The organism is Acinetobacter sp. YH12070 (assembly GCF_013419625.1).
In the GTDB taxonomy this organism is placed as follows: Bacteria; Pseudomonadota; Gammaproteobacteria; order Pseudomonadales; family Moraxellaceae; genus Acinetobacter; species Acinetobacter amyesii.
The window spans coordinates 1-25,766 of the sequence record NZ_VOZT01000025.1 but is presented as its reverse complement, the minus strand read 5'-3'; the positions used below and the strand labels follow the sequence as shown (position 1 = coordinate 25,766).

22 protein-coding genes and 1 pseudogene are annotated in these 25,766 nt (G+C 42.4%); 6 read left to right on the top strand and 17 right to left on the bottom strand.

Annotated features, from left to right (window positions below; translation table 11 throughout):
* Nucleotides 1-13: 13 nt before the first annotated feature.
* From FTU17_RS09275 to FTU17_RS09200, 16 genes and pseudogenes are all read right to left on the bottom strand, one after another.
* Nucleotides 14-1,336: pseudogene (locus tag FTU17_RS09275) on the bottom strand (TolC family protein).
* Between the two features lie 47 nt (nucleotides 1,337-1,383).
* Nucleotides 1,384-1,815 (bottom strand): cation efflux protein, CzcI-like, encoded by a 432-nt coding sequence (locus FTU17_RS09270; protein WP_218955543.1) that lies wholly within the window; start codon nucleotides 1,813-1,815, stop codon nucleotides 1,384-1,386.
* Between the two features lie 198 nt (nucleotides 1,816-2,013).
* Nucleotides 2,014-3,417 carry an amino acid permease gene (locus FTU17_RS09265; RefSeq protein ID WP_180135196.1) on the bottom strand — a complete coding sequence of 468 codons (1,404 nt, stop codon included), beginning with the start codon at nucleotides 3,415-3,417 and terminating at the stop codon, nucleotides 2,014-2,016.
* Nucleotides 3,418-3,630: 213 nt separating this feature from the next.
* Nucleotides 3,631-4,269 carry an ATP-binding cassette domain-containing protein gene (locus FTU17_RS09260; RefSeq protein WP_180135194.1) on the bottom strand — a complete coding sequence of 213 codons (639 nt, stop codon included), beginning with the start codon at nucleotides 4,267-4,269 and terminating at the stop codon, nucleotides 3,631-3,633.
* Nucleotides 4,256-4,954, bottom strand: a complete 699-nt coding sequence (gene modB, locus FTU17_RS09255) for a molybdate ABC transporter permease subunit (RefSeq protein ID WP_180054735.1) — start codon at nucleotides 4,952-4,954, stop codon at nucleotides 4,256-4,258. Before modB ends, FTU17_RS09260 begins: the two co-directional genes overlap by 14 nt.
* Before the next feature lie 3 nt (nucleotides 4,955-4,957).
* Nucleotides 4,958-5,719 carry a molybdate ABC transporter substrate-binding protein gene (gene modA, locus FTU17_RS09250; RefSeq protein ID WP_180135191.1) on the bottom strand — a complete coding sequence of 254 codons (762 nt, stop codon included), beginning with the start codon at nucleotides 5,717-5,719 and terminating at the stop codon, nucleotides 4,958-4,960.
* A gap of 9 nt (nucleotides 5,720-5,728) precedes the next feature.
* Nucleotides 5,729-6,979 carry a molybdopterin molybdotransferase MoeA gene (locus tag FTU17_RS09245; RefSeq protein ID WP_180135190.1) on the bottom strand — a complete coding sequence of 417 codons (1,251 nt, stop codon included), beginning with the start codon at nucleotides 6,977-6,979 and terminating at the stop codon, nucleotides 5,729-5,731.
* Nucleotides 6,976-7,899: a bifunctional molybdenum cofactor biosynthesis protein MoaC/MoaB gene (gene moaCB, locus FTU17_RS09240; protein WP_180135188.1), complete on the bottom strand. Its 924-nt coding sequence runs from the start codon at nucleotides 7,897-7,899 to the stop codon at nucleotides 6,976-6,978. The genes FTU17_RS09245 and moaCB overlap by 4 nt, the downstream gene beginning before the upstream one ends.
* A 60-nt stretch (nucleotides 7,900-7,959) precedes the next feature.
* Nucleotides 7,960-8,523: a molybdenum cofactor biosynthesis protein MoaE gene (locus FTU17_RS09235; RefSeq protein ID WP_180135186.1), complete on the bottom strand. Its 564-nt coding sequence runs from the start codon at nucleotides 8,521-8,523 to the stop codon at nucleotides 7,960-7,962.
* A 2-nt stretch (nucleotides 8,524-8,525) separates the two neighbouring features.
* Entirely contained in the window at nucleotides 8,526-8,777 is a 252-nt protein-coding gene (locus tag FTU17_RS09230) for a MoaD/ThiS family protein (protein ID WP_180004419.1), read from the bottom strand.
* 2 nt (nucleotides 8,778-8,779) lie between these two features.
* The gene (gene moaA / locus FTU17_RS09225) at nucleotides 8,780-9,820 is read right to left on the bottom strand and encodes a GTP 3',8-cyclase MoaA (protein ID WP_180064074.1); all 1,041 of its coding nucleotides are present in this window, start codon (nucleotides 9,818-9,820) and stop codon (nucleotides 8,780-8,782) included.
* Between the two features lie 356 nt (nucleotides 9,821-10,176).
* Complete coding sequence (locus FTU17_RS09220) at nucleotides 10,177-10,800, bottom strand: molybdenum cofactor guanylyltransferase (protein WP_373683585.1); 624 nt, start codon at nucleotides 10,798-10,800, stop codon at nucleotides 10,177-10,179.
* Nucleotides 10,800-13,592: a nitrate reductase gene (locus FTU17_RS09215; RefSeq protein ID WP_180135184.1), complete on the bottom strand. Its 2,793-nt coding sequence runs from the start codon at nucleotides 13,590-13,592 to the stop codon at nucleotides 10,800-10,802. Before FTU17_RS09215 ends, FTU17_RS09220 begins: the two co-directional genes overlap by 1 nt.
* A gap of 267 nt (nucleotides 13,593-13,859) precedes the next feature.
* Nucleotides 13,860-15,470 carry a nitrite reductase small subunit NirD gene (gene nirD, locus FTU17_RS09210; RefSeq protein WP_180135182.1) on the bottom strand — a complete coding sequence of 537 codons (1,611 nt, stop codon included), beginning with the start codon at nucleotides 15,468-15,470 and terminating at the stop codon, nucleotides 13,860-13,862.
* 114 nt (nucleotides 15,471-15,584) lie between these two features.
* On the bottom strand, nucleotides 15,585-18,131 hold the full coding sequence (nirB, locus tag FTU17_RS09205; RefSeq protein ID WP_218955542.1) for a nitrite reductase large subunit NirB: 2,547 nt from the start codon (nucleotides 18,129-18,131) through the stop codon (nucleotides 15,585-15,587).
* A gap of 66 nt (nucleotides 18,132-18,197) precedes the next feature.
* The gene (locus FTU17_RS09200; RefSeq protein ID WP_180009439.1) at nucleotides 18,198-19,547 is read right to left on the bottom strand and encodes an MFS transporter; all 1,350 of its coding nucleotides are present in this window, start codon (nucleotides 19,545-19,547) and stop codon (nucleotides 18,198-18,200) included.
* A gap of 446 nt (nucleotides 19,548-19,993) precedes the next feature.
* Between FTU17_RS09200 and FTU17_RS09195 the strand changes: the two genes are divergently transcribed.
* The gene (locus FTU17_RS09195) at nucleotides 19,994-20,581 is read left to right on the top strand and encodes an ANTAR domain-containing response regulator (protein WP_180135180.1); all 588 of its coding nucleotides are present in this window, start codon (nucleotides 19,994-19,996) and stop codon (nucleotides 20,579-20,581) included.
* Between the two features lie 3 nt (nucleotides 20,582-20,584).
* Nucleotides 20,585-21,580, top strand: a complete 996-nt coding sequence (locus tag FTU17_RS09190) for an ABC transporter substrate-binding protein (protein ID WP_180135178.1) — start codon at nucleotides 20,585-20,587, stop codon at nucleotides 21,578-21,580.
* A gap of 76 nt (nucleotides 21,581-21,656) precedes the next feature.
* On the opposite strand, the gene catM is transcribed toward FTU17_RS09190, so the two are convergent.
* On the bottom strand, nucleotides 21,657-22,580 hold the full coding sequence (gene catM / locus FTU17_RS09185; RefSeq protein ID WP_180109353.1) for a cis,cis-muconate-binding transcription regulator CatM: 924 nt from the start codon (nucleotides 22,578-22,580) through the stop codon (nucleotides 21,657-21,659).
* A gap of 103 nt (nucleotides 22,581-22,683) precedes the next feature.
* On the opposite strand from catM, the gene FTU17_RS09180 reads away from it, so the two are divergent.
* From FTU17_RS09180 to FTU17_RS09165, 4 genes are all read left to right on the top strand, one after another.
* The gene (locus FTU17_RS09180) at nucleotides 22,684-23,793 is read left to right on the top strand and encodes a muconate/chloromuconate family cycloisomerase (protein ID WP_180026996.1); all 1,110 of its coding nucleotides are present in this window, start codon (nucleotides 22,684-22,686) and stop codon (nucleotides 23,791-23,793) included.
* Nucleotides 23,794-23,813: 20 nt separating this feature from the next.
* Entirely contained in the window at nucleotides 23,814-24,104 is a 291-nt protein-coding gene (gene catC / locus FTU17_RS09175; protein ID WP_180009435.1) for a muconolactone Delta-isomerase, read from the top strand.
* Nucleotides 24,105-24,257: 153 nt separating this feature from the next.
* The gene (locus tag FTU17_RS09170) at nucleotides 24,258-24,944 is read left to right on the top strand and encodes a 3-oxoacid CoA-transferase subunit A (RefSeq protein WP_078193765.1); all 687 of its coding nucleotides are present in this window, start codon (nucleotides 24,258-24,260) and stop codon (nucleotides 24,942-24,944) included.
* Nucleotides 24,945-24,963: 19 nt separating this feature from the next.
* Complete coding sequence (locus FTU17_RS09165; RefSeq protein ID WP_180026995.1) at nucleotides 24,964-25,614, top strand: 3-oxoacid CoA-transferase subunit B; 651 nt, start codon at nucleotides 24,964-24,966, stop codon at nucleotides 25,612-25,614.
* The last annotated feature ends 152 nt before the right edge of the window (nucleotides 25,615-25,766 follow it).

The window sequence follows — 25,766 nt, the reverse complement described above, 5'->3', positions numbered from 1 at the left end:
GTGATTAACTGCCTTATTGTGCTGATGCGCTGTTGATGAGGGTTTGGGATGCTTCAATGGCTTTTTTATTTAGTTGGCTATAAGCATCTGAACGGCTGATTTCTTCATAATTAGTGCCAATACTTAGGGCTTCAGCACTGAGTGCGCTCTGCCAAGCCTGCGCCAAAATTTGTATTTGGCTAAGTCGAAGGTCTTGGAGTTGTTTTGTGGTTTGCTGTACATCTGTAATGGCAAATTTCCCTGCCTGAAAACCTTGCAAAGTTCGGTTTTGAACCTTTTCAGCCAAGCCAATCTGACTGCCTGTGGCATCAAACTGCGTACGTAGACCTTTAAGCTGGTGAATGCTGTTGGCGATGTCCAAAACTTACTGTTTTAACTCGCGCTGTTGCTGATGATTTAATAAAATTTGCTGTTTTTGCGCCATTGGAATGGCATATTGCTGGCGGTTAAAAATATTGAGCGGAATATCCACACCAAGTACCAAGACCGTATCATTGGTATCTGTTGGAGACTTGGTACGTGACATGCCCATATTTAGGGTTGGGTTTGGACGTGTCTGTACTTTTAAATGTTCAATTTGCTGATTTGCCTGCTGAATATTCAAGGCATACAATTTTTGTAACCAGCCTTCCGATAAATTACGCTCAACTAAACTTTGGCTCTGTTCAGGCCACGGTGTAACACTGTTATTCAACGCGATTTGCGAGGTGGTTTCACCCCATAAATTAGAAAGCTGACGCGCCACAGTTTGCTGTTTTAAAAACGCCTGTTGGTATAGACGTTGTATTTCCAAAGCTTCAATTTGAGCACGCTCCACATCCACCAAAGCTATACTGCCTGCTTGATAACGTTTTTGTGCACTGTCCAAATTAGATTTGCTGAGTTTGAGCTGTGTAGCGTAAATCGATTGCTCATTTTGAGCGATGGCTAGCTGTGACCATGCAAACTTCACAATCAACTGACTTTGTGCATTCCAAATTTGCTGTTGCAACTGTATTTGCTGTGCAGAGGTACTTGCGAGTGCTTGATTGATTTTACGCTGACCGAATACATCCAGTGGTTGGCTGATTGCGATACTGAGTTCTTGATCTTGATTGTTACCAAAACCATTTTGTTCAATCGATAGACTTGGGTTCTGCCAGAGCTTGCTTTGGCGCATATTAAAATCAGAGATTTGCTGTTGTTGTTGCCAAATATCTGTTTGGGCTTGGTAGTTTTGTACTTTGGCAAATGCAGATTCAAAACTGCTGACATTTTCTGCAAAAGTACTTTGTAAGGCCGTCGAAATACCGACAGCTAAACCTAGACGTATAAACGCCGTAAAATATAAAGACATGATTTTTCCCACTCATTTATTAAAAAAAGTGGCGGGAATGTTTTAGGCTACCCCGCCATTAGCGGGGCATAAACAGGAGGAGGTGTTCGCAGTAAGAGATCAGGGGCTTGATAAAGATTCTTCCAAACAAATTTTGGCGAATATTCAAAGGCCTGATGTGCAATAAAAAGAATCGATTGTGGATTTTGTACAATCAAATGCGTCATAGACGGCAAATGGTCTTGATGATCTTCACCAAGTTGCAGATCGTTAGCCGTATTTTTGATGGGTTTGCTACTAGATTCATCAGATGCTTGATGTAATGAATGCTTTAGATTTTTTTCACTGCTGACGCATAAGGTATTTTGATGATGACCAAAGTGATAGCTTTGTAAAACTGGGGTTTGCTCTTCATGCACACAGAAAGCAGCTGCCACGTTCCAAAGGCTTTGGAACATGAACAATCCAACTAAGACTGTTATCCATGTCGCAGAACGCATATTCCATCAATCAAGAAAATTTTAACGATTATAAAGCTTGGAGTCGGTCGAAGGTCAAGTGAATCTTTGAATTCATCTTAAAAATGAATTGCCATAGAGATATAACGTAAGGCATTCGCATTAATCCCCTAACATGACACATTCTAAAGACAATCCATTGGTGCATGATTACGATTTTTATCAGCGAAACCTTTATTTTTAATTCAGTTCTGAATCATTCTTCAACTTAGCTTTTCTTGTCACAACTAAGCCGCAGAGAACTACCAATGTCGTAACACCTAAGGACAATGAAGTCTCATAACTGTAGGCTGGAGATAAAAACATATAGATCAGCACACTTAAGATCACCAGAATGACTGCCCATGTGAGCCATGGAAATAGCCACATTTTAAACGCAATTTCAGTTCCATTTTTTTCGATTTGTGTTCTCAATTTAAGCTGTGAAAATGCAATCACTAAATAAACCAATAAGGCAATTGAACCTGTTGTAGACAGTAAAAATCCAAATACTTGGCCTGGAAATAAATAATTGACTGCACAGCAAATTAAGCCAACTACAGACGATGCAAATACAGCAATAGCAGGTACACCAGAGGCATTAATGGATGTGACCCATTGAGGAGCTTCTTTACGTGTCCCCAATGAAAATAGCATCCTTGATGAACTATAAAGTGCGGCATTCATACAACTTGCAACTGCAATAAATACCACACTATCAATAATCAATTTTGATTGAGGGACATTTAAACTGACCAAGACATATTGGAAGGTGCCTAATTGTTGTAATTGCGGTGAACGCCAATCTACCAGTGCAACCGTTATAAAAATTGAAACCACAAAAAATAAGATGACCCGATACAACACTAAATTGGTTGCGCGTTTAATTTTTTGCTCAGGATCTTTTGATTCTGCTGCAGCGATCGATAATATTTCTACGCCAAAGAATGAAAATGCTGAAATCAATATTGCTGAAAGTACGCCACCCAAGCCATTTGGCATAAATCCATCATTTTTGAACAAATTTTCTACACCACTCACATCAGGTGCTAACGGCCAAAATCCAAATATTGCGGTGAGTCCAATGGCGATAAAAATCACAATAGCCAAGACTTTTATCAAAGAAAACCAAAATTCAAACTCACCAAAACTTCGAGTACTAAAAAAGTTGGCTAAACTGAGCAGCACAATAAAGAATGTCGCAAATACAGCGCTGGATATTGATGGAAACCATGCATGCAAAATTTCTGCACCGGCAATTGCTTCAATAGGAATAACTAAAACCCAAAACCACCAATATAACCATCCGATGGTAAAGCCCGCCCAAGGCCCTATGGCTTTTCTCGCATAGGTTGAAAATGAGCCTGTGTCAGGTTGAGCTACTGCCATCTCCCCCAACATTCGCATGACTAAAAAAACCAAAATACTGGTAGTAATATAAGCAAGAACAGCGGCAGGACCTGCTTTTGCGATAGCAGCAGATGATCCAACAAATAGTCCAGCACCAATTACCCCACCAATACTGATCATCGTAATATGCCGATTAGATAGCCCTGCACCCAGTTTTGCAGTTGAATTATGTGTGGCTAAGCTATCATCATGCATCGATTAGATTCCCTGTCTGCACGGTCAGTCGTACAAATCATTATTTCCAAGATCATTAGGAATAAAAAAGGGAAAACGCTGTGTTCTCCCTTGTTTTGTAACAATTTAATCTAGAAAATGAGTTTTTCATAGTTCTAATCAAAACTTTAAGATGCAGCTTAATGCCATTTTTTCATCTAATTCACTGTTATTACTTATATAATTTATATTTATTTAAAAACTTATTTGACCATTTTCTAGATGCAAAATATGGGCTTTTAAATAATCTAACTCATCGCCATGATGCGTGACATATATCATCGGTAGCGCTGACTGTTCTTTCACCGTGTTTAAAAATGGCAATATTTGATCTTTCAGCCTGCGGTCCAGTCCTGTCAGCGGTTCATCTAACAGCAGCAGATCAGGCTGTGACAGCAATGCCCGGCCTATGGAAACGCGCTGCGCCTCACCGCCAGAAAGTTCATGCGCCCGCCGTTTGAGCAGTGGCTGTAACTCAAGCAGATTAGTCACTTGCTCAAATTTAAATTTCGCATTTTCCTGAGCGCCTAAGTTCTCCGCATATTGCAGATTTTGCTGCACATTCATATGCGGAAAAATCCATGCTTTTTGAAAAATCAGCGCAATACTGCGTTGATGCATCGGCACGTTAATCTTCTGCGCCGTATCGAACACATCACGCTGATTCAGCGATATATAACCTTGCTGCGGCTGCAGCAAACCAACCAAATTTTTCAGCAGCGTAGACTTGCCGCTGCCTGATGGCCCCATAATGCCAAGCAGCTGTTCTTGCATCTGCAGCCGAGCCTGCAATTGAAAATCTGCATATTGAAACTGAAAATCACACTGAAGCATGGCCGGCTCCGAGTTTTCGCTGATAGCGCTGTAAAATATAATAATTGGCAATCAATGCGCCAAAAGCCGCCAGCAGTGAAAGGATCACTAAACGCATTGCGGATTCTTCGCCATTGGGCTGCTGTATCAGCGAATAGATAGCAATTGGAATGGTTCGGGTTTCATCAGGAATATTACCCACAAAGGTAATGGTTGCGCCAAATTCGCCTAAACTTCGGCTAAATCCTAAAATGCTCCCGATTAAAATGCCCGGCAATGCCAGCGGCAGGCTAATTGATGCAAATACCCGTAACGGATGCGCGCCTAGTGAGCCTGCAACCTGCTCCAGCTGCTGATTAATCATTTGAAAAGACAAACGGATCGGCTGCACAATCAGCGGAAATGACACAATCATCGATGCTAAAACGGCGCCTTTCCAATTAAAAACCAGCTGAATTCCCCATTCAATTAGCATCTTGCCGATCCAGCCATTTGAACCAAACAGCACCAATAGCAAATATCCTAGAACCACCGGCGGCAGCACCATTGGCATTTGTAAAAGTGCTTCGACCAAAAATTTTAAATGAAACTCATAGCGCGCCAAAACCCATGCCAGCCCTATAGCAAATGGTAAGCAAAATACAGTGGCGCAAATGGCAACCTTAGCCGACAGATACAAGGCGCTCCACTCTTCAGGGCTTAGCATGCTTTAGCCCTTCACACCAAAGCCATAATTCTTAAACAGCATTTTGCTTTGCGCATGGTCTTTAAGATAACGGTAAAACTTCACGGCCTCAGGTTTAGCTGCGCCTTGATGTGTTAAAGCCAATGGATAAATGATCGGTTGATGGGTATGGTTTGGAAAAATCCCGGCTATTTTAACTTTAGAACTGATCATCGCATCGGTACGATAAACAATCCCCGCTTGGCACTCACCTCGTTCGACAAAAGCCAAAGCCGAACGAACATCATCTGTCCCGACAATCCTTCCATTCAAACTTGATAGCCAGCCCAACTTGGTTAGGCTTTGTTTGGCATATTTTCCAGCAGGTACAGACTCCATTTGCCCTGTACATAAGTGACCTTTGAATGCCTTGGCAAAATTAAACTGCGGCACGGCTTTAAATTGCATATTCACCGCTTTAGGCGTAATCAGCACCAAATCATTGCTTAGCATGTTGAATACTTGCTTTGCAGGTATTTTCTGTTTTTGCACCAAATAATTCATCCAGTCCACATCTGCTGAAAAATACAAATCACTTGGCGCACCGGCTTCAATCTGTTTGGCTAAAGCAGATGACGCGCCAAATACCGGTACAATTTTGATGTCTGGATTCTGTGCCTGATATTGCTTTGCAATATCGCTGATAGCATTGCTTAAACTGGCTGCAGCATAAATTTTGACTATTTCCGCCTGAGATGCGCCAGCAATGAAGCTCAGTCCTACTGCTAAAATAAATTTGAATCGCATAGCAAACTCCTAATGCTGAATAAATACGCCTTGAAGAATTTGTCCTGCTTGCACAGACTGCCCTGCAGGAATCCGAACAATGCAATTGGCTTGCATTAAATTGCTCAACATATGCGACTGCTGTTTAGACAGGCTGGTTAGTTGAAGCTTGCCTTGCTTATCAAAGTGCGCCGACATTCTTAAAAACCGCTCACGTGCATCTGCTTTTAGGTCATGTGTCATGACTGCGCTGAACCAGTCCAGCGCAGGTGTTTGACCTTGTAGGGCTTTCAATAATCTATCTGTATAAATTTGCATGCCGACATAGACTGCAGCGGGGTTGCCCGGCAGTCCGAGTAAATAACAGGAACTGCTGTCAGGACGTCGATATTGTGCAAACAGCATCGGTTTGCCGGGTTTTTGTTTCACTTTCCAGAAAATTTGCTGAAAACCGATGTCCAAGGCTGCCGGCCGAACAAAATCATAATCACCGACAGATACGCCGCCAGTCGTTAAAATTAAATTAAAGCTGTCTTTTAAACGGTTGAATAAATCTAAAACCGCCTGTTTTTCATCTGCAATATGAATCACTTCAACTTGGACGTGCTGCGACTGAAACCATACTAAAATCAGCGGCGCATTGGCATCAAATATTTTACCTGCACGATAATCTTCTATATTTTGTGCAACTTCATCACCTGTAATGACCACCGCAACTTTAGGGTAAGCGTAGACCTCACAATGAGAAATACCTACCATACTCAGTGCTGCAATTGCGCCCACAGAAAGTTTTTGGCCTTTTCTTGCCAATATTTGACCCTCTGAGAATTCCTCACCTGCATCACGAATATCCGCATGCTTATTTAAAACTGAAGTCAATTCAATTTGCTGTGCATCTGCTTTCACAATTTCTTGCCGTGCTACTGTAGTCGTGCCTTCAGGAATCGGCGCGCCAGTAAATATACGGACAGCTTGGCCTGCTTTTAAAATAGTTTCAGCCGTTTGCCCTGCGCGGATTTCTCCAATGAGCTCAAATTGCGTACCTGCTTTAATTTCACCCTCTGCGCAAATGGCATAGCCATCCACTGCGCTTTGCGCAAATAAAGGCAGCTGAATTGGTGAATGCACATCTGCCGCCAAATAACGGCCTAAAGCGTGCTGAAGCGCCAAAGTTTCATGCGCTAAACTTTGCGTATGTGTCTGAATCAGCGTAAGCGCTTCGTCCACTGAAATCAGTCCAGCCTCGGCCCCGCAGCCTGCGTGCAATACGGCTTGGTTCATTGGTAGCCTCCTGCATGCGGAATATTCTTCTGCACATCAAATAGATGCACCAAGGCAGGTAAAATGGCAATCAATGATTCTTTTGCGCCTTGTCTGCTGCCCGGCAGTGTAATGACTAAACTGTCATCAATATAGCCGGCAACACCGCGGCTAAGGGCCGCATAAGGGGTGCGTTTCTGCCCAAAACTGCGGGATGCTTCCATCAGCCCTGGAATTTCCCGTTTTAACAGCGGCTGAATGGTTTCAACGGTTAAATCTTTCTGGCCTAGACCTGTACCGCCCACGGTCAAAATCAGCGGATATTGCGTCTTATACTGTTCAATAAGAGCCAAAAGCTGTTCAGGACTGTCCGGTATCACTTGATAGCTGATGTTGCTGAAGTTTGCTTCTTCTAAAATTTCGAGGACATTTTGCCCCGCAGTATCTGGTTTTTTACCGGCAGCAACTGTATCTGAAAGCACAATAATCGAAGCCGATAAGCTTTCTTTTAATACACGGGTAAAATGTGATTTACCGCCTTTTTTCTTTTGCAGTTTCACTTGATCTAAGCATAAATCTTCAGGTTCACAATGCGGTTTCAGCATGTCATACAGCGTTAAACCGGCAAGACTGACCGCAGTCAAAGCTTCCATTTCCACACCCGTTGGACCAATGGTTTCAACCACTGCGCTAATTTCAACATGCGCCTCAAACAATTCATACTCCACATCTGCACGGTAGATTGGCAGCGGATGACAGAGCGGAATAAGTTCATCTGTACGTTTAGAGCCCAAAATACCTGCAATACGTGCGGTTTTCAGCGCGTCGCCTTTTTCTGTATTGCCATTTCGCAGCAGTTCAATGCAATGTGGCGGTGCATGCAGTATTCCAGTTGCAATGGCTGTACGGTAACTTTCCGCTTTCATGCCCACATTTTTCATTGCTTTATCCTTATTTTGTTCATTTTCAGCTGTAATATTGAAAATATTGAATTTTGGGTTTTATAAATGCCATTGGTAAATATTGGCATTCAAATGCATGATCTGGCTATTTTGATGTGAATGTTCGCATGACTCGCTATGAACATGAGCATGCTTCGTTTCGTGATCTGCCACTTCAGGCGCGTGATCCTTACGAATACAGCAGCCCTCTACATATTGACTGCTGCCATCCATATAAAACTCTTCTTTCCAAACAGGCACTTCATGCTTTACACGTTCAACCGCTTCTTCGCAGGCTGCAAAAGCTTCACGGCGGTGCGGTGCATAAGCCATAGCAATAATTGCAGTATCACCAATATCTAAACTGCCAATACGATGCACAACCCGTACATATGACACGTCGTATTTGGCTTGAATTTCCTGTTCAATTTGTCGGATCATTTTCTCAGCCACAGGCGCATAAGCTGTATATTTCAGGGCTTTTACCGCTTTGCCTTCATGGTGATTACGAACCGCGCCAATAAATACACCTATACCGCCGCATTCAGGAAATGCCTCAATGCTGTCAAAATCAGCTTGGCTGAATACTGTATCTTGTATGCGTGAAATATGCTTGAGCTCCATATTCAGCCTCCCGCCACAGGTGACAGCAGCACAACGGTACTGTCCTGCATCAATGCGGTTTGTCTTGGCACAATGTCTTCCCCAATGGCACAGGCGCAGCGCTCAAGCATGCTGAATGATTCTGGAAATTGATTTGCAACTTGCTGCAAAACCTCTGCAATTGACTGCTGTGCCAAGCAAGTCAGACTCAAATGCGCTGGCAATAGACGCTCAATAGCGCCAAAAGATTCAATTTTGATGGTGATTTGAGTCATCATTAACCTCCAATCATATGCATGCTGATTTTTCTGGTATTGCTAGTACTAGACGCTGTAATCGTGTGAAAGCCCTGTTCTTTTTGCCAAATATAGCTGCCAAGTTTGTTTTGCATGTTCAACGTATCCAGCGGATTTTCATTTTCAGCCAGTGTGCTTTTAAGTGAGCGTATGTCCTTGCTCAGGTCTAAGCCTTTTTTTGCAAATAAACAGTTAAAAAACTCACCTTGAGCATTCAGTCTTAAACGGTCACAGCTACCGCAAAATGAATTACTGATGGTTGAGATAATCCCAATCGGTAAACCGTTTACTTCATAGCTGCGGGCTGGCGATGCACCTTGCCCACACAAGATGTTCACCTCAAAAACGGTTTTCAATGTCGTTAATATTTCTTGTTCAGTGACAACGGAATCTTTAGTCCAGTTTTGATCACCGTCTAAAGGCATGAACTCAATGAAGCGCAGCTCAAAACGCTGCTGCTGTGCCCAATAAGTTAAAGGAATAATCTGCTGATCATTCAGACCTCTAATCAAAACTGTATTAATCTTAATGTCAAAGCCCGCTTGCTTAGCCGCTTCAATCCCTTCTAATACTGGCTGTAATTGTTTTTGCGTCAGCTGAAAAAATTGCGCTTCATCCAAACTGTCTAAACTGATATTTATGCCATCTAAGCCAGCTTGTTTTAGGGCCTGTGCATATTGTTTCAGATAATGTCCATTGGTGGTCATGGATATACGTTTAAGGCCTAGCTTTCTCAGCTGTTGCAGCTGTTCAATAAAATGCACAACGCCTTGACGTATGAGAGGTTCGCCGCCCGTGATCCGGATCTGATCAATCCCGCGCAGCACCATAAACTCACAAAAATTGTAAAGTGATTCAAAACTGAGAAGATTATGCTTTTTCATCCATTCAGGGTGTTCAGGCATACAATAGACACATTTAAAATTACAGCGGTCTGTCACTGAAATGCGCAATTTGCGTTTTTCACGGCCAAACTGATCCTTAAAAATGGTCGCTGGCTGTAATTGTGTCATGCTGTTCATGTTTATCTTCCATGGTGCTGTCATTTGCCCTGTCTTAGCTCAGTACAAATTTTGCGCCCTCTTTTCTTGCAGTAAAAATTGCAATAAGTGTTCCAACTTTGCGCTTTTTTGAATATTTATTTCAGAGGATTTGGTTTGTTTTTTTGACACACAAAATCAATAACTTATAAATAACTAATAGCAATTAAAAATATAAATTGCCGTTAAGCCCATTATCTAAGGTATAAAAGCAGTCTGTTTTATCTCTAGATATCATGCTCAAAAGCTTCATATTGGCTGTAGATTTTCTCTCTGGGTTCAAAAACAGCACATTAGGCTCATTATTTGAAATGAAAGCTCCGCAAAAGGTACAGCTTTTAGAGAACATTCAGCTGACGGTGCTGCTGCAGCTCATCTAGAGAGTTAATGCTGTGAAAAAAGAGTGCATTATTTTGAAAACGTGCAACTTGCATGTGCATTTTACTAAAACACCCCTTCAAACTGCGCTGTTTTTGATCAAGATGCACCTGCAGCATTGTGAGACTGCTTCGTTTCAGCAAACAAAATGGATACAGCGCTTTGCCATTAATTTCCACTACAGCTACTTCACACAAGGGATCCCGCTGCATGGCCTGATGCAATCTCGAAAGCACTTTCTTCGGGATATAGGTCACATCGCACGGGACAAACAAAACATAATCAGACTCAACATGTGACCACGCGCTTTTCATCCCTATCAATGGCCCTAAAAATCCGGCTTCATCATCTTGATAAAAGCGGATCGAGGGAATGAGCCGTTTATAAATCGAATGGTCACGATGGCTGTTGATCCAGACATTTTCAACCCGTGATTTCAACTGCTGATGGATCTTAATCAGCTGAATTTCATTATCAAATTTTTGCAGCACTTTATTCATTCCGTTCATTCTGCGGGCCTGACCACCCGCCAAAATAACCAAGTCTGTTTCTGGATAGCCTACTGATTTGGTGATTTTCTTCATCATTCTGCGTACTCCGTCTGACAGGCTTTAATCAAACCCCGTATTTCTGCTAAGCACGAACCGCAATTACCGCCGGCTTTTAAACATGCTGTGACTTGTTTTTCATGGCTAATATTCTTTTCTTTAATGGTTTCGATAATGGTATTTTTGCCGACTTTAAAGCAGCTGCACACCAGCGGACCTGCACTGTTGGTCATATTCATTGGCTGACCTGCCAGCAGCGCTTTGCGGTGCATTGCGCTCAGCCGTTCACGCTTAAACATGCCTGCAATCCAATCACGATCAGGCAGCAATGCTCTAGGCGCAATATACAAGCTTGCAATCAGATGACCGTCTTGCAGAACCACAGAATGGCTTAAATGTGCCGTTTGATCCTCTAAATTCAGCCATTCAAATGATTCGTCAGTAAATGGCAGCAAGTTTTTCAGCTGCTGCGCTGTAGTGCTGAATTTTTTACGATCGGCCAACTCAAAACGCGTCGCTTTCGCTGTTTTAATTTTGGTCCACCACACCGTGTTTTGAATGGTGTTTTGCACCATTTGCTCAAAGCCGTCACGTACATACAGTACACCTTGCCACTGTGTATAAAACGGCTGTACAAATACAGGTGTATGTTTAAATTCAGGCTCACCAGATAGTGCATCGACCACAGGATTCACCACTTTGCCTATACGCGCATCCGATGCGACTTGGTCATTCCAATGAATTGGCGCAAAGATTTGACCGCGTCGAATTTTACTGCTGACCTGTGCACGTAAAATACATAAGCCCCAGTTAGATTTCACCTCAACCAGTTCACCATCTTTAACACCAAACTTCAGTGCATCTTGCGGGTGTATTTCACAAAATGGCTCAGCGATATGCGTACTCAAATTTGCAGATAAACCTGTACGGCTCATGGTGTGCCATTGGTCACGGATACGGCCAGTATTTAAAATCAGCGGATATTCGCTGCAAACCTTATTTAGAGGATCAACAGCGGTTGTCGCGACAAATTTGGCTTTTGCATCGGCATGACTGAATTGGCCTGCTGCAAACAAACGGCTGACTGCATCAGCGCACTGATCTAACCGCCAAACTGGCCATTGCACAGGCTTTAATTCAGCATAATCTTGTGCAGATAACTTACTTAAACCCTGCAAATTAAAGTAGCGAAAAGACTCAGTGGTATCACGTTGATCTAAAGGCGCATTTTGATAAGCAGATAATTTTGCATGTTCAATAAATATGTCATAGCTGCTGCTGTAGTCAAAACCGCTATAACCCATCTTTTTCGCAACTTGTGCAATAGACCACCAGTCTGCTCTGGATTCACCCGGCGCATCTAAAAATGCAGTTTGACGTGAAATACGGCGTTCAGAATTGGTCACGGTTCCGTCTTTTTCACCCCAGCCCAATGCAGGTAAAAGCACATCTGCATATATTGCTGTGTCTGTGTCTTTGCAAATATCCGACACCACTACAAACTCGCATTGCTCTAAGGCACGTTTGACTTGATCTGCATCTGGCAAGCTCACAACAGGATTTGTCGCCATAATCCAAATGGCTTTGATTTTCCCGCTTTCTACAGCCTGAAACAGATCAACTGCTTTTAATCCCGCTTTATTGGCAATAAATGGACTTTGCCAAAACTCTTGTACTAATGCCTGATGCGCCGTGTTATCGACATCTAAGTGCGCAGCCAGCATATTGGCTAAGCCGCCAACCTCGCGGCCGCCCATCGCATTGGGCTGACCTGTCATAGAAAATGGCGCTGCACCTAATTTTCCGATTTTGCCTGTAAGTAAATGGCAATTAATAATACTGTTGGCTTTGTCTACACCGCGCGAAGACTGATTAACCCCCATCGAAAATAGCGACATAACTTTGTCAGTTTGCGCAAATTTTTCAAAAAATAGCTGTAATTTTTCTAAAGAAATACCTGTACGCTCAGCAACTGCTGTCATAGAAGCTTCTGTTTTACTTTGCTCCAGCGCTTGCGCCAAACCTTGAGTATGTTTGGTGATAAAATCTACATCACTATGATTATTTTGTACTAAATACTGCAGCAAACCGTTGAACAGTGCGACATCTTGCCCCGGTAAAATTGGCAAATGCAAATCTGCAGCCTCACAGGTACTGGTAAAGCGCGGATCAATGACCACTACGAACAAATCACGTTCTTCTTTGGCTTTCATAATGCGCTGATACAGCACGGGATGGCACCATGCTGTATTGGATCCGACCAGCACCACCATATCTGTATGCTCAAAGTCTTCATAGCTTGCTGGTACAAGGTCTTCACCAAATGCACGCTTATGTGCCGCCACAGCCGATGACATGCAAAGCCGTGAATTGGTGTCAATATTTGCAGTACCTAAATAGCCTTTGACAAATTTGTTAACGGCATAGTAATCCTCCGTCAGCAGTTGGCCCGACACATAAAAAGCGATGCTTTCACGTCCGTAAAGATCTATACATTGCTGAAATTTTTCGGCAATCAGAGCTGTTGCTGTGTTCCAGTCTGTAGCCTGACGAGTATTAAATGGTGATGTTTGACGCCCAAGCATTGGCTGTAAGACACGTGTTTCTAATCCAATCGTATCGGCTAAGTTACTGCCTTTAATGCACAGCTTGCCATAGTTTGATGGATGGTTCGTATCGCCAGTCACACTGACTTTTTGCCCTAAAGCAGTCTGTTCAACTGTTGCGCTCACGCCGCAGCCGACACCACAATATGGACAGGTGGTTTGCGTTGTTTTAATTTTATTTTCTGTGGAGCTATGCAGTTCCACGATCGGGATGCTATTCACTTCTGCCGGCTCCTTTTTCCAAACTCAATTAATTGAGTGTTACGACCAATTTCAAAAGATGACTAAATTATTTAAATTTAAGTTAAAACTAACTATCGTGTGGTGGCATGGATGCCATCGTTGGGCGGGGTATAGGATGTACCCTTCGCCCAACAAAGGATTTTTGTCACTTTTGATCCTTCAAAAGTGAGGCAACACCTACGCAAATACAAATTTCTTAAAAATGAAATTGCGCGGTCGTGACTATATTCTTTGATTAATAATGAATCACCCTGCTTTCTTTAATGCAAAATCCTTACCAAACAGCAATTTGTTTCGGATACTTGAAATTGGAGTTTGATCTGAAATCAATTCTGCATACCACGCACCGTCTTCTGTATCACCAAACAGCACAGCGCCAATCACTCTATCTTTTTGAATAATAATGCGTTTATAAATTTGACGCTTTTCATCATTCAAAATGATGTCTTCAAAATCATCCTGCGGTTCAAAGTTTCCTGCTGAAAATACGTCACAGCCGCTGACTTTTAACTGCGTCGGAACCATAGGCGCTTTGAAGGTTAAGCTGCCATGTTCGGCCAAATGCGATGCACAAATGAATGCCTGTCCCCAAAGCGGTTCAACTAAACCGAAAGTTTGGCTGCGGTGTTCAATACATTCACCCACTGCATAAATACTCGGATCAAACGTTTGCATGGTGTCATTCACCATCACACCGCGGCCGCAGCGCAGTCCTGCACTTTGTGCCAATGCAATATTTGGGCGAATACCGACTGCAAACACGACAAGATCTGCAGCTAATACCGTGCCATCCTGCAAACGTAATTGTGTCACATGACCATCTTGCCCAATCAACTCTTGGGTATTCGCTGCAGTCAAAATACGAATGCCTTTTTGCTCAATCGCTGATTTCAGCATCAGGCTGGCTTTTTCATCCAGCTGACGGTCCATAATACGGTCCATCAAATGCAGTACAGTAACATTCATGCCACGCTGTTTCAGGCCATAAGCTGCTTCTAGCCCTAATAAACCGCCGCCAATCACCACTGCATTTTTCTTCGTTTTGCAGTAGTCCAGCATTTTGTTGACATCATAAATATCACGGAAGCTTAAAACGCCTTTGAAGTCAGTTCCCGGTATTGGTGGAATAAACGGCTTAGAACCTGTCGCTAAAATCAGACGGTCATAATCGATGACCAAGCCTTTTTCTGTGTATACCTGCTTGCGCGGACGGTCTATGCGTACCGCCGCATCACCTGCTACAAAACGGATATTTTTGTCTTTATACCAAGCATGTGAATGCAGCATGATATCTTCAATGGTTTTATCACCTGAAAGCACAGGTGAAAGCATAATGCGGTTGTAATTGCCCCAAGGCTCTTCGCCTATGACTGTAATTTCATAACGCTCTGGCGCCATATCCAGCAGATCTTCTAAGCAACGCATACCTGCTAAGCCATTGCCGACCAAAACAAGTTTCATCAACTCAGACGATGGCGCGTTATTGGTAATATAGGTTTTTTGAGCAGTTGGACTAATCAGCACACGGCCATTTTCAATTTTGCTTGGAAAAACCAAGAGTTTTTGGTCTTTATCTTCTAAGCAGCGTCCAGTAGCAAGGCTGAAATGCTGTTTATAAATGGGTGATGCCACAACACGTTCACCCTGCAAGTCACCAATAATACCGCGGGACATAACATAGGCTTGGCTAAATGGGTCCTGATTGCTCAGCGCATAAACCCGCTTTTCTTCACCGACACGGAATATCGCAATTTGCTGATTTTCAATCAGTGCGCCCACACCTGTATTTGGCGTAATATCATCTAATGCACAAACATCAAACCAGTCTAAATCATTTATTTCTTTTAAAATTGTCATATTCTTCATCCTTTTTTAAACTTCTTTTAGATCACTATCTTTTCATTTTCGCCTTAGCGAGAAACCGAATAAGGATGTAAATCAAATAAAAGAAGTTTTAAATTCGTTATTCTCTTAAGCTTCAACCACTGGAATGCGTGTCGTATCGCGTTCAGCTTCTGTTTTGGGTCTGATTTGACCGCGAACGGATGCAAACTGAATATGCGGATCATTTTGCTGTTCTGCTTTTGCATTCACGAAAGTCACAAAGCGTTTACGTACTTCAGGATCTTCTACAGCAGTACGCCATTCATCTTGATATGTACCCACAACATGGCTCATACGGCGTTCAAGTTCAGCAGCTACGCCAAGCGAATCATTCACAACGACATCTTTCAGGTAATCTAAACCGCCTTCCATGTTGTCGCGCCATACAGAAGTACGCTGCAAACGGTCTGCTGTTTGAATGTAGAACATAAAGAAACGGTCAATGTATTTGATCAATGTTTGCGTATCTAAGTCTGATGCCAAAAGCTCTGCGTGACGCGGCTTCATACCGCCGTTGCCGCATACATAAAGGTTCCAGCCTTTTTCAGTCGCAATCACGCCAACATCTTTACTTTGCGCTTCAGCACATTCACGGGTACAGCCTGATACTGCCATTTTCAATTTATGCGGTGAACGCAGGCCTTTGTAGCGGTTTTCTAGGAAAATCGCCAAACCCACAGAGTCGTCTACGCCATAGCGGCACCAAGTACTGCCGACACATGATTTCACTGTACGCAATGATTTACCGTATGCATGACCAGACTCAAAACCTGCAGCAATCAATTTTTCCCAAATTTCAGGCAACTGATGCACTTGTGCACCAAACATATCGACACGCTGACCACCTGTCAGTTTGGTATATAGACCATATTCTTTCGCAATTTGACCTACGGCAATTAATCCATCCGGAGTAACTTCACCGCCTGCCATACGTGGCACGACTGAATAAGAGCCGTCTTTTTGTATGTTGCCTAGGTAGTAGTCATTACTGTCTTGCAAGCCTGCATGGCTTGGTTTAAGTACAAAGTCATTCCAGCATGACGCTAAAATATTGGCTGCCGTCGGTTTACAGATGTCACAGCCTAAGCCATGGCCATGCTGTTGAATCAGGTCATCAAAGGTTTTGATTTCGTTCACACGTACCAAGTGATAGAGCTCTTGGCGTGAATAAGCAAAGTGTTCACATAAATGGTTATTTACAGTTACACCTTGACGCTGAAGCTCCGATTTAAGTACTTGAGTGACTAATGGCGCACAGCCGCCGCAAGCTGTTGCAGCTTTAGTACATTTTTTCAATGCGCCTAAAGAAGTCGATCCGTCAGCAATGGCTGAACAAATATCTGCTTTAGAGACGTTGTTACATGAACAAATCGTTGCGCTGTCTGGCAGCAGATCGACACCGCTTCCGCCCGATTTACCTGCAGATTGTGCATAGCCAGGCATGATTAGGCTTTCTGGGCTTCCTGGAACTTCTAAGCCATTCAGCATCATTTGTAGCAGGTCATTGTATTCTTTAGCACAGCCCACCAATACTGCACCAAGTAGCTTGGTTTTATCAGCATTCACGACAATTTTTTTATAAACCTGAGCTGCTTCATCTGCATAGAAATAGCTTAAAGAATTTGGTGTCATTGCATGCGCATCGCCTACAGATGCAACATCAACTCCCATCAGTTTCAGCTTGGTGCTCATATCTGCACCAGCGAAAAGCGTGCAGTTTTGTTCCATCACATGCTTTGCTGCAATACGTGCCATGTCATAGCCCGGCGCAACTAGGCCATAAATTTTATTTTGCCAAAGCGCACATTCACCAATGGCATAAATGTCAGGGTTTGAGGTTTGGCAATAATCGTTAATTACAATACCGCCACGCTCACCAATGGCTAAACCACTTTGGCGCGCTAATTCATCGCGTGGGCGGATACCTGCAGAGAATAAGATGATGTCGGTTTCCAGTTCAGAACCATCACCAAACTTCATTACATGCTTCGCATTTGCACCGTCTTCAATGCAAGATGTTGCTTTTTGCGTATGGACTTTAACACCTAGATTTTCAATTTTCGAGCGTAAAACTTTACCGCCTAGATCATCAATCTGAACTGCCATTAAGCGTGGTGCAAATTCAACAACATGGGTTTCTAAGTTTAAATCACGCAGCGCTTTTGCTGCTTCCAGACCCAATAAACCGCCGCCGATCACCACACCTGTTTTAGCATTCAAGCTTGCGGCACGGATGGCATCTAAGTCTTCAATGGTACGGTACACAAAGCAGTTTTCACGCTCATTGCCTGGAATTGGCGGCACAAATGCATATGAACCTGTTGCGAGCACCAGCTTGTCAAAAGAAAGAATATCACCGTGATTGGTTGTGACCGTTTTATTGCGCTGATCAATTTCAACCGCTTTGGTGCTAAGGCGTAAATCTATACCGTATGCATCGGCAAAGTCGCTGCGGCATAGGGTTAAATCTTTAGCCGATTTACCGCTGAAATATTCAGTTAAATGCACACGATCATAGGCTAAACGCGGCTCTTCAGCCAAAATGGTTAATTCAACATCATCACCTGCGTGTTCCAGTACAGATTCGATAAATTTATGGCCAACCATGCCATGTCCAATCATGATGATTTTCATATTCTTTCTCCGCAAGATTTTTTTATTTGCCCCTAAATCGCGATGTTTAGAGGCAACTTTTAAGTATTAGTTTTGAGCTTCAGCTAAATTTCGTTCATTTACAGCTTGTTCAAATAGGCGCTGTTCTTTTTCTTTATGCTCTACAGAGAAGCGGATCATCAGTACACAGCTTGCAGCGATAACCACTAGACCGCCCAACACCATAAGCGTGGTTTGAATATCCAGCATGCCTTTAAGCAAGAAGCCTGCAGCCACTGCACCTACGTTACCGCCTGCACCGATAATGCCTGCAACACCGCCTAAAGCATCACGGTCAATGAATGGCACCAGCGCATAGGTAGCACCGCAAGCCATATGTGTGAAGAGCGCAAAGACTGTCATTGCAAGGATTGCAAGCACTGCAGTATTCATTTGTGAGAAGACAATCAGGAATAAGCCTTCTAGCAGAATCATGGCAAATAACACTTTGGTACGGCCATCTAAGCCTTTTTTAGTCGCTACTTTGTCCGAAACAATGCCGCCAAGCGCACGAGCAAACAATGCAAGCAAACCAAAGATACCTGCTGCCATACCCGCCTCTTTTAATCCAAAGCTGAAATGGTCGACGTAGTACATTGCTACAATGTTGTGAATAAAGATTTCAATACCGAAACAAGCTGCGTAAGCGCCAAATAGAATCCATACACGGTAATTGCGTGCTGCATGCATTAGAATTGCCAAGCCGCCTTTTTTGTCACTGCCAACACTGATGCCTTGTTCGCGAAGTTCTTTAAAGTTGCCTTGCGGACAGTCTTGTGTGAACTTCCAGTAAAGCGCACCAACAATCAGCATCATCACACCGGGTACAATCAGCGCAATACGCCAGCCCATCGCTTGCTCTACACCAAACATAACGAGTGCGCCAAGCAGTAAAGGCATAAGGGCTTGAGTTGCACCGCCGCCTGCATTGCCCCAGCCTGCTGTTGCAGCATTGGCTGTACCCACAACATTAGGCGCAAACATAATGCTTGTATGGTATTGAGTGATGACGAAGCTTGCGCCAATCGCGCCGATCAGCAAGCGGAAGAAAAGAAAGGATTCATAGCTGCTCGCAGAAGCGACACCAAAGACTGGAATACTGCCGATGATTAATAAAGCTGTATAGGTTTTACGCGGGCCATATTTATCACATAAAGGACCAACGATCAGACGGACTAAAATCGTGATCGCAACAGCGGCAATATTAATATTGGCAATTTGATCTTTCGTGAGGTGAAATTCGCCAGCAATCACTGGCATCAACGGTGCACAGGCAAACCATGCAAAGAAGCAAACAAAGAATGCGAGCCAACTCATGTGGAAGGCCCGCATTGCTGCTGAAGAAAAATTAAATAGACTTATTTTTGTGGCTTTTTTGGCATTTAAATTTGAAGACATAACCTTCTCCTGACTGAACTGAACGCATGAATTACTCGGTTATGTCGCTAACACATAACAGAGTCGATCAGAACGGACGTCGTTGGCCGTCTAACAAATTTTTAGAGTCTTCTTTGACTCAATAAGTATTAAGCACGATACGTGCCAAGTTTTTATTTCAATCGTAAATTTCATCTCTATATTTAAGCATTGAGCGCCGATCTATCCGAAAATAAGCGAATTAAGGTAAATAGATAGTCAATATGCCTATAGAGATGCGGCTGAATGTTCAAACGTGGTTCAGCCCTGCACAAGATCAGTGCACGGAAATGGTTCAATTTTAAAATGTGCATATAACCAAGCTAAAATTTAGAAGCAGATTTATATTTTGTATTGTCTTAAAATTTGGCATTTAAATTGCTTAGAAAACTCAATACGTATTTGTTTGGCTCTGTCTGAGCGTTTGCATGCCAAAACTAAAAATAGCCCTAATTGATGATGATCAAGAACGTGCTGAATTTATTCAAGCCTCATTAATTCAACATGACTTTGATGTGGTCGCCAGTTTCATGATTGATCATTTAAATATGTCATATCTGCAAAATATTCAGGCAGATGTGATTTTATTGGATATGGATCATCCACATCGCGATGTCATTGAAAGCTGTGTCAGCCAATTTGACTTACCGACTGTTCTGTTCACTAAAAATTCGAGTCTTGAAATCATCCGAAGCGCGATTGATGCGGGTGTCACGGCATATATTGTCGATGGTATTAACCCTGCACGTTTGAATAGCATTTTAGAAATTTCGATTGAACAATATAAAAAGCATAAAAAACTGCTGAATGATTTGGCTGAAACCAAGTGCAAATTGGCCGATCGAAAAGATATTGAAAAAGCCAAAGTGCTTTTAATACAAATGCATGGTTTAACCGAAGATCAAGCATTTAATTTGCTGAGAAAAAATGCCATGAGTCACCGTATGACGATGGGTGAAATGGCGCGCCGACTGCTTGATGCGCAAGCGCTGTTACAGTCTCAATTTAAGGAATAAACCATGCAAAAGCTTGAAAAAACTGATATTCAATTGGGCTATATTCCTTTACTTGACTGTGTTGCTTTGCTCTGGGCAGAACATCAAGGTTATTTTGCGGAACAAGGGTTGAACGTCACGCTGACTCAAGAACCATCTTGGGCAAGTTTACGCGACCGTCTAGCTTTTGGTTTTTTAGATGTAGCACACTGTTTATCGGCCATGCTGCCTGCGTCTGTGACGGGCAAAGACCATCTCGGCATTCCCTTACAAACCTCTCTTACACTCAGTACTAACTGCGCTTATATTAGTTTGAGTCAAAAGCTGTGCTATGAATTAAATATCCATGCATTAGATCTACCAAAAAATTCAGCAGAGAAAATTGCATCGGCGATAAAACAGAATCAAACGATTCAGTTGGCGCATGTTTTTCAGCATTCGATTCATCATTATATTTTAAGAGAATGGCTGGCACTTGCCGACACGGAACTCGCTCAAACGCAGACCTTTTCAACTCTTCCACCGCCTTATATGGTGGAAGCAATATCAACGCAACGAATTAATGGATTTTGTGTCGGAGAGCCGTGGAATACACAAGCTGAAATACAAGGCTATAGTCGTATTATCGTCAATAGCCAAGATATTATTGATCATATTCCAGATAAAGTTTTGGCTTTTACCCATGATTGGGCAGAAAAACATCCCAATACCTTAAACGCAATCCATCTTGCCATCCAAAAAGCCCAAAACGATCTGCTTCAACAAACGCATTTTTCTGAAATATTTTCTTTGTTAAAGCAATATCACATCATCCGTTTTGATTGTTCTGAGCAGATTCACGTCGAGGCTTTTCATCGGATCAAAAGCATCATTCAAAATTTTGGCAAGACCCAAGCGCCACAAACTTCAGACTTTGAATGGATGATTCAAAAAATGCAGCAATACGATCAATTAAATATTGAAGATGAAAAGGTTTTTGAAATAGCACAATCTTGTATTTATCAGGATGCTTTGGGCTGAAGTGATTGATATTCCATAAGACCCTATCATCTGAATAGTGGATCTTGTGTTACATCGACCATGAAACCTTGATTAGTTATGCATCTGCATCGATGGCGTGTAAGTCGATATTTTCTTCAACGAAGACTTCACGAATGCAATCCAGTATCTTTGGAATGTAATTACTATGATCCATATTTCGTACTGACAAAGAGATTGGACTATAGGCTTCCAAATCTAAGATTGGGATGTACATCAAATTTTTCATGCCAATATCACTGGCACTTTCAGGAATCAAGGAAATGCCCTCTCCCGACGCCACTAAGCCCAAAGCCATATGAATTTCACGCACTTCGGTTAAATGTTTAGGTACAAGTCCTAATTCGGTAAATATCGATTGAATGAGCGTGGAAAAATTCGGTTTCGGTGTCGTTGGATAGGCAAAAATTGGTTCATCTAAAATTTGAGAAAGATAAATGCCTTTGTCTTTAAATTCAGCCAAATGATGATTTTTATGAATAGCTAAACGTAGCGCTTCTTTTCTTAATAAAATACGTTTAATGGACGGATCGGTTAAGCGAAGTCGTCCAAAACCAATATCAATTCGACCGGTTTTTAAGGCTTCAATCTGGTCGCGTGTACCACATTCTATGAGTTCAACATGAATATCTGGGTTGCGTTGTCGAAATAAATAAATAATTTGCGGCAATAATGCGTATAAAAGCGAACTGACATAACCAATACGGACAGTTTTATCGACGGCATTAATTCGCTGTGCCATGGTTTTGGCCTGGGCGGTATGCGTCAATATCTGTACAGCATGCTCATAAAAAAACATACCTGCTTCTGTGGTTTTCACGGGTCTAGAACCACGCTCAAACAACGTAATCCCCAGCTCTTCTTCAAGTTTTTGAATTTGGCGGCTCAAAGGTGGCTGAGCAATACATAATTTTTCTGCTGCCTTGGTAATACTTTGCTCTTCAACCACGGTGACAAAGTAACGTAAGTGCCTTAATTCCATTTATATACCTTTTAAGTATCTAAAAATACCAAAATCGCTCTAGTTAAAGATATTACATTAAATTAGGGTATATAAATAGTTGGATAGATAAGAAATACGCAAGATGTATAAGTCGATTGAAACCCTGCTCGTGGAAATCCCAACAATCCGTCCGCACAAGATGGCTGTTGCAACCATGCAAACGCAAACCCTTGTTTTGATTAAAATCACCACCGAAGATGGTTATATCGGTTGGGGGGAAGCGACGACGATTGGTGGTCTAGGCTATGGTGAAGAAAGCCCTGAAAGCATTCGTACCAATATTGAAACTTATTTTAGTCCTTTACTGAAAACTCTCACTGGTTTGAATGTTGCTCAAACCATGCAAGCTATTAAACGTAGTATTAACGGCAATCGCTTTGCTAAATGTGCCATTCAAACGGCGCTACTCGATATTTTGGCGCAGCGTTTAAATCTGCCCTTAAGTGAAGTATTGGGCGGCCGTTTACGTGACAGCTTGCCTGTTCTTTGGGTACTTGCATCTGGCAATACGGAAAAAGACATTGCCGAAGCACAAAAGATGATTGCGGCAAAACGACACAATATTTTCAAACTCAAAATAGGTTCACGCCCCGTTGAAGCTGATGTTGAGCATGTTTTAGCTATTAAAAAAGCGTTAGGTTCAGACATTTCTATACGTGTGGATGTTAACCGTGCATGGTCTGAATTAGATGCCATTAAAGGCATTCAGTTGTTACAAGATGGTGGTGTTGACCTGATTGAGCAGCCTTGCGCAATCGATAACATTGACGCGATGCGCCGTTTAACTCGTCGTTTTGATATTGGGATTATGGCAGATGAATCACTGATGGGGCCTCAAACGGCATATCAACTTGCTCGGCACAATTCTGCCTCTGTTTTTGCAGTCAAAGTTGCACAGTCTGGCGGTTTAATCGAAGGCTGTGAGGTTTCAAAAATCGCCAAACTTGCGGGTATCGATTTATATGGTGGAACCATGCTTGAAGGCCCTGTGGGCACTATTGCATCGGCACATGCATTTTCTACATTTGACAATTTAGCTTATGGCACAGAGCTTTTTGGTCCATTGCTGTTGACTGAAGAAATTTTAAAAACCCCACTTCAATATCAAGATTTCGAACTCAAGATTCCGACCACAGCGGGTTTAGGGATTGAAATTGATGAAAACAAAATTGATGACTTACGTCGTAAATAACATTTAGCTAGGAGTAAGAAATGCTTTTCCAAGTACGCATGGATGTCAATATTCCATTAGATATGCCAGTCGAAAAAGCCAATGAAATTAAAGCTGTAGAAAAGGCTTATTCACAAGATCTACAACGTCAAGGTAAATGGCGTCATATCTGGCGCATTACTGGTCAATATTCAAATATCAGTATTTTTGATGTTGAAAGTAATGAAGAGCTACACAACATTTTACAAGGATTGCCCCTTTACCCGTATATGAATATTGAAGTTATGGCTTTAAATCGTCATCCATCTTCTATTCGTAGTGATGACAGCTGATGTGATTGGATTCCAATTGTGTAGCACATGATTGAAATCCATTGATCTGCATTTTGAGTTTGTAAATATTTGAAATAAAAGATTATCTGCCTTGCATGACTGAAGTGGTTAGTCAGGTAAATAGTTTTATCGTTCTTGATGAAGGATCGTAGCATGATTGATAAAAGTACCGCTTCCTTAACAGAAGCACTTTCTCAAATTAAGGATGGATCAACCATTATGATTGGCGGTTTCGGTACGGCTGGTCAGCCTGCTGAACTGATTGATGGACTGATTGAACTTGGGATCAAAGATCTAATCATCGTCAACAACAATGCAGGTAATGGTGACTATGGACTGGCTAAATTACTCAAAGCTGGTGCTGTCCGTAAAATGATCTGTTCTTTCCCTCGCCAATCGGACTCTTGGGTGTTCGATGAGCTATACCGTGCAGGAAAAATAGAACTTGAGCTTGTACCACAAGGTAATTTGGCTTGCCGTATTCAAGCGGCAGGCATGGGTTTAGGTCCAATTTATACACCAACAGGTTTTGGTACGTTGTTGGCAGAAGGCAAACCTACACTCAATTATGAAGGCAAAGATTTCGTCCTCGAAAATCCAATTAAAGCTGATTTTGCTTTAATCAAAGCACATCAGGGCGACCGCTGGGGCAACTTGGTTTACAACAAATCAGCGCGTAACTTTGGCCCCATTATGGCTATGGCAGCAGATGTGACAATTGCTCAGGTTTCTGAAGTTGTTGAACTTGGTGCATTAGACCCAGAGCACATTATTACCCCTGGCATTTTTGTACAACATGTTGTGGCTGTTCAACCTGCACAGCTTGAGCAATCTGCATAAATCACGTGAGGAAAGAACCATGAGCTATACCAAATTAACCCGTGATCAAATTGCAGAACGTGTTGCACAAGATATTCCAGATGGTGCTTATGTCAATTTAGGCATTGGCTTGCCCACTAAAATTTCAAATTATTTACCAACAGATAAAGATGTTTTTCTACATTCAGAAAATGGACTTTTGGCTTTTGGTCCTCCTCCAGCTAAAGGCGAAGAAGACCCTGAGTTAATTAATGCAGGAAAAGAGTTTGTCACTATGCAAACGGGCGGCTGCTTTTTTCACCATGGTGACTCTTTTGCCATGATGCGTGGCGGGCATTTAGATATTGCAGTATTAGGCGCTTTTCAGGTTGCCCGAAATGGTGACTTAGCAAATTGGCATACTGGTGCGCCAGATGCAATTCCTGCTGTAGGTGGTGCAATGGATTTGGCTGTTGGGGCGAAAAAAGTCTTTATTACTACAGACCATGTGACCAAAAAAGGTGAACCGAAAATTGTTGCTGAATTGTCATACCCTGCGACAGGCCTGCAATGTGTCGATCGTATTTACACAGATTTGTGCGTCATTGATGTAACAGTTGAAGGCATGAAAGTGATTGAAAAAGTTGAGGGTCTGAGCTTTGACGAATTACAGTCAATGACCGGTGCAAAGCTGATAGATACGACAGCATAAAGCAAAAAGTCCCTCCTTGATTAAAGCATAGGTATCTACACAAATCCCAAGTTTTGGGTTAAATTGAAGAGCATGCTCTTCAATTTAATATCTCCCATCTTGATACACGTCTCGTCAGACGATACAACGCCCTCGTAAAGCTTAATATGAAT

What these genes read in the sequence shown, in the direction of transcription:
- modA (WP_180135191.1), bottom strand. Translation starts at nt 5,719, where the DNA reads ATGCGATTCAAATTTATTTTAGCAGTAGGACTGAGCTTCATTGCTGGC.
- FTU17_RS09265 (WP_180135196.1), bottom strand. Translation starts at nt 3,417, where the DNA reads ATGCATGATGATAGCTTAGCCACACATAATTCAACTGCAAAACTGGGT.
- FTU17_RS09200 (WP_180009439.1), bottom strand. Translation starts at nt 19,547, where the DNA reads ATGTCTTCAAATTTAAATGCCAAAAAAGCCACAAAAATAAGTCTATTT.
- FTU17_RS09170 (WP_078193765.1), top strand. Translation starts at nt 24,258, where the DNA reads ATGATTGATAAAAGTACCGCTTCCTTAACAGAAGCACTTTCTCAAATT.
- moaCB (WP_180135188.1), bottom strand. Translation starts at nt 7,899, where the DNA reads ATGAAAAATGTGGGCATGAAAGCGGAAAGTTACCGTACAGCCATTGCA.
- FTU17_RS09190 (WP_180135178.1), top strand. Translation starts at nt 20,585, where the DNA reads ATGCAAAAGCTTGAAAAAACTGATATTCAATTGGGCTATATTCCTTTA.
- catM (WP_180109353.1), bottom strand. Translation starts at nt 22,580, where the DNA reads ATGGAATTAAGGCACTTACGTTACTTTGTCACCGTGGTTGAAGAGCAA.
- modB (WP_180054735.1), bottom strand. Translation starts at nt 4,954, where the DNA reads ATGCTAAGCCCTGAAGAGTGGAGCGCCTTGTATCTGTCGGCTAAGGTT.
- FTU17_RS09165 (WP_180026995.1), top strand. Translation starts at nt 24,964, where the DNA reads ATGAGCTATACCAAATTAACCCGTGATCAAATTGCAGAACGTGTTGCA.
- catC (WP_180009435.1), top strand. Translation starts at nt 23,814, where the DNA reads ATGCTTTTCCAAGTACGCATGGATGTCAATATTCCATTAGATATGCCA.
- FTU17_RS09195 (WP_180135180.1), top strand. Translation starts at nt 19,994, where the DNA reads ATGCCAAAACTAAAAATAGCCCTAATTGATGATGATCAAGAACGTGCT.
- FTU17_RS09245 (WP_180135190.1), bottom strand. Translation starts at nt 6,979, where the DNA reads ATGAACCAAGCCGTATTGCACGCAGGCTGCGGGGCCGAGGCTGGACTG.
- nirB (WP_218955542.1), bottom strand. Translation starts at nt 18,131, where the DNA reads ATGAAAATCATCATGATTGGACATGGCATGGTTGGCCATAAATTTATC.
- FTU17_RS09180 (WP_180026996.1), top strand. Translation starts at nt 22,684, where the DNA reads ATGTATAAGTCGATTGAAACCCTGCTCGTGGAAATCCCAACAATCCGT.
- nirD (WP_180135182.1), bottom strand. Translation starts at nt 15,470, where the DNA reads ATGACAATTTTAAAAGAAATAAATGATTTAGACTGGTTTGATGTTTGT.
- FTU17_RS09230 (WP_180004419.1), bottom strand. Translation starts at nt 8,777, where the DNA reads ATGACTCAAATCACCATCAAAATTGAATCTTTTGGCGCTATTGAGCGT.
- moaA (WP_180064074.1), bottom strand. Translation starts at nt 9,820, where the DNA reads ATGAACAGCATGACACAATTACAGCCAGCGACCATTTTTAAGGATCAG.
- FTU17_RS09235 (WP_180135186.1), bottom strand. Translation starts at nt 8,523, where the DNA reads ATGGAGCTCAAGCATATTTCACGCATACAAGATACAGTATTCAGCCAA.
- FTU17_RS09270 (WP_218955543.1), bottom strand. Translation starts at nt 1,815, where the DNA reads ATGCGTTCTGCGACATGGATAACAGTCTTAGTTGGATTGTTCATGTTC.
- FTU17_RS09220 (WP_373683585.1), bottom strand. Translation starts at nt 10,800, where the DNA reads ATGAAGAAAATCACCAAATCAGTAGGCTATCCAGAAACAGACTTGGTT.
- FTU17_RS09260 (WP_180135194.1), bottom strand. Translation starts at nt 4,269, where the DNA reads ATGCTTCAGTGTGATTTTCAGTTTCAATATGCAGATTTTCAATTGCAG.